The following is an 8,145-nucleotide window of genomic DNA, read 5'->3' as shown; positions in this document are numbered from 1 at the left end:
TTTTTCCATTAGCTTTCACCTCTCTTTATTCCTGCCATCATTAATCCAACTTCATTTTCATCTGTTTCAGAGGCATTTACTATTCCTATAAGTTCGCCATTGTTAACAATAGCAATTCTATCTGAAACATTTAGTATCTCGTCTAATTCTAATGATACTAAAAGTACAGCTTTCCCACTATCTCTTTGTTCAACTAGTCTTTTGTGTATGTATTCTATAGACCCTACATCTAACCCTCTAGTTGGTTGAACAGCTATCAACAAGTCAGGATTTGACTGAACTTCACGTCCAATAATCCCCTTTTGTTGATTTCCACCTGATAAAGATCTGGCCATTGATTTTCCACCTTCACCAGCTCTAACATCAAAAGTCTCAATAATATTATTTGCGTATTCAGTTATTTTACTTCTATTTATAAGTCCATTTTTAGAAAATGGTTCATTTTTATAAACCTTAAGAACCATATTATCTTCCATAGTGTAATCAAGAATAAGTCCTCTTTTATGTCTATCTTCTGGAATATGTGCTATCCCCTCATCAATTCTCTTTCTTATTGAAGTTTTGCTAATATCCTTTCCATTAAAGAATATACTTCCACTCTCTATACCTCTCATGCCAGTTATAGCTTCTACTAATTCCGTTTGTCCATTACCTTCAACTCCAGCTACACCAACTATTTCGCCTTTTCTTACATTTAAAGAAAAGTCTTTTAACCCTAAAACCTTTTTATTGTTTTTAACAGATAAATTCTCTAGCCTTAATACTTCATCTCCTGGATTTGCTTCTACTTTATCAACTTTAAATGAAACTTGTCTTCCAACCATCATCTTAGCCATATCAGCTTCTGTAGTTGTTTTAACATCAACTGTTCCTATACACTTTCCTCTTCTTATAACTGTACATCTATCTGCGGCTGCTTTAATTTCCTTTAGCTTATGTGTAATTAGAATTATTGATTTTCCTTCATTTATAAGGTTTTGCATTATTTTAATTAAGTCATCAATTTCTTGAGGAGTTAAAACGGCTGTTGGTTCATCAAATATAAGAACCTCAGCATTTCTATATAACATTTTTAAAATTTCAACACGTTGTTGCATACCAACAGATATGTCTTCAATTTTTGAGTATGGATCAACATTTAAGCCATAAGTTTTGGATAATTCATCAATCCTTTTAGCTGCATTTTTTATATCAATAGTTAAAAACTTCTTTGGTTCACAACCTAAAATTATATTTTCTGTTACAGTAAAGTTTTCAACTAGTTTAAAGTGTTGATGAACCATTCCTATTCCTAAATCATTTGCTACATTAGGACTAGAAATTTTAACTTCTTTTCCTTTTACTTTTATTACTCCAGCTTCTGGTTGATACATCCCAAAAAGCATCCCCATTAATGTAGATTTTCCTGCACCATTTTCACCTAAAAGAGCATGAACTTCACCTTTTTTTAGTTGTAATGTTACATTATCATTTGCTACAATTCCTGGAAACTCTTTTCGAATGTTAAGCATTTCTACTACATACTCCATATAATTCACCGCTTTCCTCTTTTCATATTTTCAAGGAAATTTAAAGGCTTTGCCTTTAAATTTCCTTATATAATTATTTAATTAAATCGCCTTTTTCACCAGCTACTGTGATTTTACCTTCTTTAATTTGATTGAATATTTCATCAACTTTATCTGTAGTTTCTTTACTTAAATTTGGATTTTCTTTTGGAATTCCAATTCCATCATTTTTAGCATCAAAAGTTAAAGTTTGTCCACCCGGGAATTTACCATCTAATTCAGCCTTAACCATTTCATATGAAGCTGAATCTACTTTCTTCATAGCAGAAGTTAAAATGATTGATTTATCATCTTTGTATATACCATCTGCATATTGGTCAACGTCAACTCCAACTATCCATGCTTCTTTTCCTGCTGTTGCTCTTGTCTTAGCTTCATTTATAGCTCCAACTCCAACTCCACCAGCAGCTGTAAATATAGCTTTAACTCCATTATCAAACATAGTTGCTGCTAATTGTTGTCCTGCTGCTACGTTATCAAATGAACCTTGATAAACTACGTTTTCTGCTTTAATATTCATCTTTGTTCCAAGATTTTCATTTGCATACTTAACACCTTGTTGGAATCCCCAGTTAAACTTTTGAACTAATGGTATTTCCATTCCACCTATGAAACCTAATTCACCTTCTTTTAATTGAAGAGAAGCAGCTACACCTGCTAAGAAACCAGCTTCATGTTCAGCAAAGAATATAGCAACTGCATTGTCACCAACTTTTTCTACTCTATCTGCTCCTGTTTTTCCATTGTTAGGAGCTCCGTCTATGATTACAAACTTAGCATCTGGATACTTATCTTGAGCTTGGAATATAGCTGTCTCAAATTTGAATCCAGGAGTAACTATAAATTTATAATCTGTATCAAAAAGATTTCCTATTTCTTTCATATAATCTGCTTCTGTAGTTCCAGCTGGCTTTAAATAATTACTTTCAATTTTTAAATCAGCTTTAGCTTTTTCTATACCTTCCCAAGTACCTTGGTTAAATGATTTGTCATCAATAGTACCTGCATCAGTAACCATACCTACTTTTAAATCTTTTTTAGCTTCTCCTTCTCCTTCATTTCCCTTACCGCCACAACCTACAAGACCAGTGACCATAAGAGCTGCAAGTGTTAGTGCTATTAGCTTTTTTTTCATAATAATCCCTCCATAAAATAATATATAGCAATCTTTGATATACAAAGAAGTGCGTCGTTAAATAATATTAATCATTGATACCGCTTACAAATCAGATTAAATTTTTTTATTGACCAACCTTATCTTCTGATCCATTTGAAATTACTTTAGGTGGTATCTTTATTCTTTTAATTTTATTTTTTTCATTAGATTCAAATATTTCTAGAAGCAACCTTATAGATGATTGTCCCAATTCTATTGGAGAGTCTTCTATATAAGTTAAATTAATACCTACTATATCTATAAGATCAATTTTATTAAATCCAACTAAAGCTATATCCTTAGGAATCTTCTTTTTTCTTTCAAATAAAGCTTTAATAACACCTAAAGTCATTCTATTACTACATGAAATTATTGCAGTAGGTGGATTAGTCATATCTAAAAATTCTTTAGTTAATTCATAAGCCTTATCTAAATTAAATTTTCCCTCTTTTATATAATGATCCATAATTGAAATATTATTTTCGATCAATGCCTTTTTATATCCATTAAGCCTATTTACTGCTGAACTTGAACTTATTATCCCTGTTATTATTCCTATTTTATTGTGTCCCTTATTTATTAATAACTTTGTAGCATCATATCCGCCTTTTATATCATCAACAAATACTCCATTTAAGTCTATATAATTTAGGTCTGCAGAAACCAATACAATTGGTATATTTATGCTATTTATCATATCAGTAAATATATCTTGAAACTCAGTATCTCCAAATCCTGGGGTCATAATAACTCCCTTTAATCTATGTTTCTTAACCTCATCTAGAGCTTTTATCTCGCTTTTCACATCATTATTTGTGTTAAATAATATTATGTTCAAACCAACTTCTTCTGCAACTTTACTTATACCTTTTATTATCTCACCAAAATATGAATTTGTTATATCTGGTACTATTATTCCTATAGTGTTTGTCTCTCTTTTCGAAAGACTTCTTGCTATTGCACTTGGAACATAATTCATTTCTTCAATAACTTTTAGCACTTTTTCTTTTGTCTCGTCTTTTACATAAGATGAATTGTTTAATACCCTTGAAATCGTTGCAGAAGATACACCTGCTTGTTTTGCTATATCATCTATAGTTACTGCCATTTCATTTCTCCTTATGCATCTCTGATCAAAATTAATAATTTTCTCCTATATGCATATTATATATCTATTATATTGATTTATACTAGTCCCAAATTCTAATAAATATAAATTTTGATATTTTTTTCTATTTTATAAGCTATGATAATAAAATTTTTCTATCTTTTAATTAAACTTTTCTAGAAATACAAGTAATATTACCCTATACCATTAAAATACTTCTTACTACATTAAAACTTAGCTATTATTAATTCAAAGGCATCTAATATCCCTTAACTTCTTCATTATTCATTATTTTAATTATAGAACTTGTACCAAGTCTTGAAGCACCCTTTTCTATAAATTCTTCTGCTTTTTCAATACTTTTTACCCCACCGGCAGCTTTAATCTTTATATCTTTTCCAACATACTTTTTGAACAATTCTATATCTTCAATAGTCGCTCCACCATTACTAAAACCAGTTGATGTTTTTATAAAGTCTGCTCCAGCTTTTGTAACACAATCACATAATACAATCTTTTCTTCTTCCGTTAAAAGACAAGTTTCTATTATTACTTTTAATATTTTATCTTCACATGCTTCTTTTATTTGTCTTATTTCGTTAATTATATAGTCATAGTTTTTTTCCTTTACCATTCCTATATTTATTACCATATCAATTTCATCTGCACCTTTTTGTATAGCATCTCTAGTTTCAAAAACTTTTGCCTCTGTTGTATTATATCCATTAGGGAATCCTATTACAGTACATATCTTTAAAGATTCTCCAACATATTCTTTTGCTCTTTTCACAAAAGAAGGTGGAATGCATACTGATGCAACTCCATATTTCATTCCATCGTCACATATAACTTTTATTTCGTCCCATGTAGATGTTTGTAAAAGTAATGTATGATCAACTGTTTTTAATATATCTTTTATATCCATTTCTATCTCCTAACTCCTTTTCTTACTCAATTATCTTGTGTATTATGTCTGCTTTAGCTGGCTTTTCATTGGACATTGTATATGCTGATAAAAGCATCTCTTCAGATTTTTCAATTCTGCTCATATCACTTGTATATATAGTAGCTAATATATCACCTTTATTAACATAGCTTCCCATCTTTTTAGATAATATTATACCTGCACCATAATCTATTACATCATCTTTAGTTTCTCTTCCTGCCCCTGCTAATAATGAAGCTATTCCTACCTTTTCTGCATTCAATTCATATACATACCCTTCTTCTTGCGCTTTTACTTCATGTGCTATTTCTGCAATAGTAAATAGATTCTTATCTTCTATTACGCTTACATCTCCACCTTGATTAGCTACAAGTTCTTTTAATTTTTCAAGAGCTTTTCCATTCTTAAGAACTTCCTCTAAAATAGCTCTTCCTTTATTTACATCCACCTCTATATTAGATAACTTAAGCATTTGAGCACCAAGTCTTAAACATAACTCTCTTAGATCTTCTGGACCTCTATCACTTAAAACTTCTATTACTTCTTGAATTTCCAATGCATTTCCTATTGCATATCCTAAAGGTTCTCCATTTAAAGTTATAGCTGCTGATGTATTTCTATTTAAGCCCTTACCTATAGAAACCATAGCTTCTGCAAGCTTTTCAGCATCTTCCTTAGTTTTCATAAATGCGCCATCACCATATTTAACATCTAATAATATAGCATCTGACCCTGAAGCAATTTTTTTGCTCATTATACTAGCTGCTATCAAAGGAATACTATCTATAGTAGCAGTAACATCTCTAAGTGCATATATTTTCTTATCAGCAGGTACTATATTCTGTGTTTGTCCAGCTATTACAAGTCCTGATTTATTAACAAAGTTTATAAAGTTTTCTTTTGATACATTTATATCAAATCCTGGTATTGCTTCAAGCTTGTCAAGAGTTCCTCCTGTGTGTCCTAGACCCCTTCCTGATAATTTAGCAACCTTTCCTCCAACTGCTGCAACCATAGGTACCAATATTAGAGACGTTTTATCTCCAACTCCACCAGTACTATGCTTATCAACTTTTATTCCATTTATTTCACTTAAATCAACAACATCTCCTGATTTAATCATAGCCATTGTTAAATTAACTGTTTCTTCTTTACTAAATCCATTTAAATATATAGCCATCAACAATGCAGACGTTTGATAATCAGTAACCTCGCCTTTAGTATAACCTTCTATAAAAAATTCTATTTCCTCTTTACTCAACTCTTTTTTATCTCTCTTCTTTGCAATAATATCAAAAGCTCTCATACTAAAACCTCCATTTATTCTTCGTATTTATTTAATTTAACCCAAGTTTCAAGTTCTTCTTTACTCTTAGGTATAGTTAATTCATCATTTACTATCTTTGATTTTATTTTGTTCACAGTTTTCATAACTATTGGATCTAATTCCACTTCTGATCCTTCCCTAGTAATATCTATAATCCCTTCTTTTAATCCTGATAAATGAACTCCATCATTCCAAGTATTATCATTCATATATTTGATTTCATTAAAAATAATTTGATTCATATATCTTGTAGCCGTAGAGATTATAACGCTCGGATCAAAATAGTTTTGATTTTCATCCACTCCAAAAGCATATCCGCCACTTTCCTTAGCTGCTGAGAATACCCCAAGCCCTGATGCTCCTGCTAAGTGTTGTATATATTTAACTCCTTTGCTATACATCAACAATGCAGTTTCTCTAGCCTTAAGCGGATTTTTAAAATCGTTTACTACTGCTGTAATTACTTCCCCATCTGGATTAATATATTTAAATCCAGCTTCAAACCCTATAGCTCCTTCTCTTAGATGTGGAACTTCCATTCCTAATATTACTCCTGCTTTACTCATATATCCTGTTTTTTCATAATCTTCTTTACTTAATATTCCTGAAATAACGCCATTTAAAAATGCTTGTTCTTCCCATCTTGTATAAATGGAACTTATATTTTTAGCATCAACCTTTGAATCTATTAAAGTAAACTTTTGATTAGGATATCTTTTTGAAACCGCTTTCACATCACCTTCTTGTTCAGGACCAACAGCAATTATTAATTGATATTCTTCTGTTTCTGCAAATTCTATTAAACTCTTTTCATATTCTTCAGGATATATAGGTTCTGAGTAATCAAATTCTACACCTAACTCCTTCTGTGCCTTTAGTAAACCATCGTAAATTAAATCGTTAAAGGATTTATCTCCTAATCCACTTCCAGTAAAAACAACAGCTACTTTTAAATTTTTTTCTTCTTTTGGTTTTAAGCTATTATTCATATTAACACCTAAGGATGCTACAAAAATTATTGTTATAACTAATATTAATGCTCCCATCAATATTCTATTTAAATTTTTAATCATTTAATCTCCTTTATAATGGATAATAACTTGCAATATCTTTTATTCAATATAATTATACATAAATAAAATCCCACTTTATATAAAGAATATTGATATTGAATAGAATTATTTGGATATAATTTTATTAACATTTAATTATTATCTATCTTATATCTGTAAAATATTGATTTTTTATAATTTATTTGACATTTCGTTATAACATTATCAATATCTATCTTCCTCTGGTGAAATTCCTGTATACCTTTTATAGTTTTTAGAAAAATATCCAGCATTAGAATACCCTACTTCTAAGGCAATTTGAGATATCTTCATATCTGTATTTTTTATTAATTCTTTAGCTTTCTTTATTCTATAAATAGTTAAATAAGTGCTAAAGTTTTCTCCTACTTCTTCTTTAAAAAGTCTAGAAAAATATTCGTGTGATAAATATATATGTTTTGCTACATCCATAAGAGAAATATGTTTTTTATAATTATCATCTATATACTTTAAAGCTTTCTCTATAGATCTTGAATATGCTTTAGGCTTAACAATATTATGTTTATCCAATTTCTCTTCATCCTTAATTTCGATCTTGGATTTTATTATTTCATTTATTTTATTTAGTATTTCACTAAGCTCCTTGGGCCTAATATCTGATTTTATTAAATACTCATAAACTCCACAACTTATAGCTTCCTTAGCATATGAAAACTCTGCAAAATTTGTTAGTATTATTATATACACCTCTGGTATCACTTCTTTTACTCTTTTAGACAATTCTATTCCATCCATAACAGGCATCTTTATATCTGTTATAATAACATCCGGTGGATTTTTCAAAGCAATATCATAAGCTTCTTTTCCATTACTTACGCTCCCTATTATATTGAAATCATCTGAAATATTTTTTATAGTATATCTAATCCAGTCTCTTATTGGACCCTCATCCTCTACAACTAGTATATTTAACATAATTCATCCTCCT

At 29.9% G+C, this 8,145-nt stretch carries 7 protein-coding genes; all 7 read right to left on the bottom strand.

Going from position 1 to position 8,145, the window contains the following annotated elements; genetic code table 11:
• Positions 1-8: 8 nt before the first annotated feature.
• Complete coding sequence (locus J2Z25_RS17185) at positions 9-1,529, bottom strand: ABC transporter ATP-binding protein (RefSeq protein WP_111928606.1); 1,521 nt, start codon at positions 1,527-1,529, stop codon at positions 9-11.
• 73 nt (positions 1,530-1,602) lie between these two features.
• The gene (locus J2Z25_RS17180) at positions 1,603-2,703 is read right to left on the bottom strand and encodes a BMP family lipoprotein (RefSeq protein ID WP_209741442.1); all 1,101 of its coding nucleotides are present in this window, start codon (positions 2,701-2,703) and stop codon (positions 1,603-1,605) included.
• A 106-nt stretch (positions 2,704-2,809) separates the two neighbouring features.
• A complete protein-coding gene (locus tag J2Z25_RS17175; RefSeq protein ID WP_209741441.1) occupies positions 2,810-3,832 on the bottom strand; it encodes a LacI family DNA-binding transcriptional regulator in 1,023 nt (340 codons plus the stop codon).
• 259 nt (positions 3,833-4,091) lie between these two features.
• A complete protein-coding gene (gene deoC / locus J2Z25_RS17170; RefSeq protein ID WP_209741440.1) occupies positions 4,092-4,757 on the bottom strand; it encodes a deoxyribose-phosphate aldolase in 666 nt (221 codons plus the stop codon).
• Between the two features lie 22 nt (positions 4,758-4,779).
• Entirely contained in the window at positions 4,780-6,084 is a 1,305-nt protein-coding gene (locus tag J2Z25_RS17165; RefSeq protein WP_209741439.1) for a pyrimidine-nucleoside phosphorylase, read from the bottom strand.
• 14 nt (positions 6,085-6,098) lie between these two features.
• Positions 6,099-7,178 carry a BMP family lipoprotein gene (locus J2Z25_RS17160; RefSeq protein ID WP_209741438.1) on the bottom strand — a complete coding sequence of 360 codons (1,080 nt, stop codon included), beginning with the start codon at positions 7,176-7,178 and terminating at the stop codon, positions 6,099-6,101.
• 204 nt (positions 7,179-7,382) lie between these two features.
• Positions 7,383-8,132, bottom strand: coding sequence for a response regulator transcription factor (locus J2Z25_RS17155; RefSeq protein WP_209741437.1), 750 nt, complete (start codon positions 8,130-8,132; stop codon positions 7,383-7,385).
• Between the last annotated feature and the right edge of the window lie 13 nt (positions 8,133-8,145).

The sequence above is a fragment of the Clostridium tertium genome (assembly GCF_017873245.1).
GTDB classification, from domain to species: Bacteria; Bacillota; Clostridia; order Clostridiales; family Clostridiaceae; genus Clostridium; species Clostridium tertium.
The sequence above is the reverse complement of the archived record's forward strand: the minus strand, read 5'-3'. Positions and strand labels throughout refer to the sequence as shown.

Coding starts and splice junctions, on each gene's coding strand:
- J2Z25_RS17160 (WP_209741438.1), bottom strand. CDS start 7,178: ATGATTAAAAATTTAAATAGAATATTGATGGGAGCATTAATATTAGTT.
- J2Z25_RS17165 (WP_209741439.1), bottom strand. CDS start 6,084: ATGAGAGCTTTTGATATTATTGCAAAGAAGAGAGATAAAAAAGAGTTG.
- J2Z25_RS17185 (WP_111928606.1), bottom strand. CDS start 1,529: ATGGAGTATGTAGTAGAAATGCTTAACATTCGAAAAGAGTTTCCAGGA.
- J2Z25_RS17180 (WP_209741442.1), bottom strand. CDS start 2,703: ATGAAAAAAAAGCTAATAGCACTAACACTTGCAGCTCTTATGGTCACT.
- deoC (WP_209741440.1), bottom strand. CDS start 4,757: ATGGATATAAAAGATATATTAAAAACAGTTGATCATACATTACTTTTA.
- J2Z25_RS17155 (WP_209741437.1), bottom strand. CDS start 8,132: ATGTTAAATATACTAGTTGTAGAGGATGAGGGTCCAATAAGAGACTGG.
- J2Z25_RS17175 (WP_209741441.1), bottom strand. CDS start 3,832: ATGGCAGTAACTATAGATGATATAGCAAAACAAGCAGGTGTATCTTCT.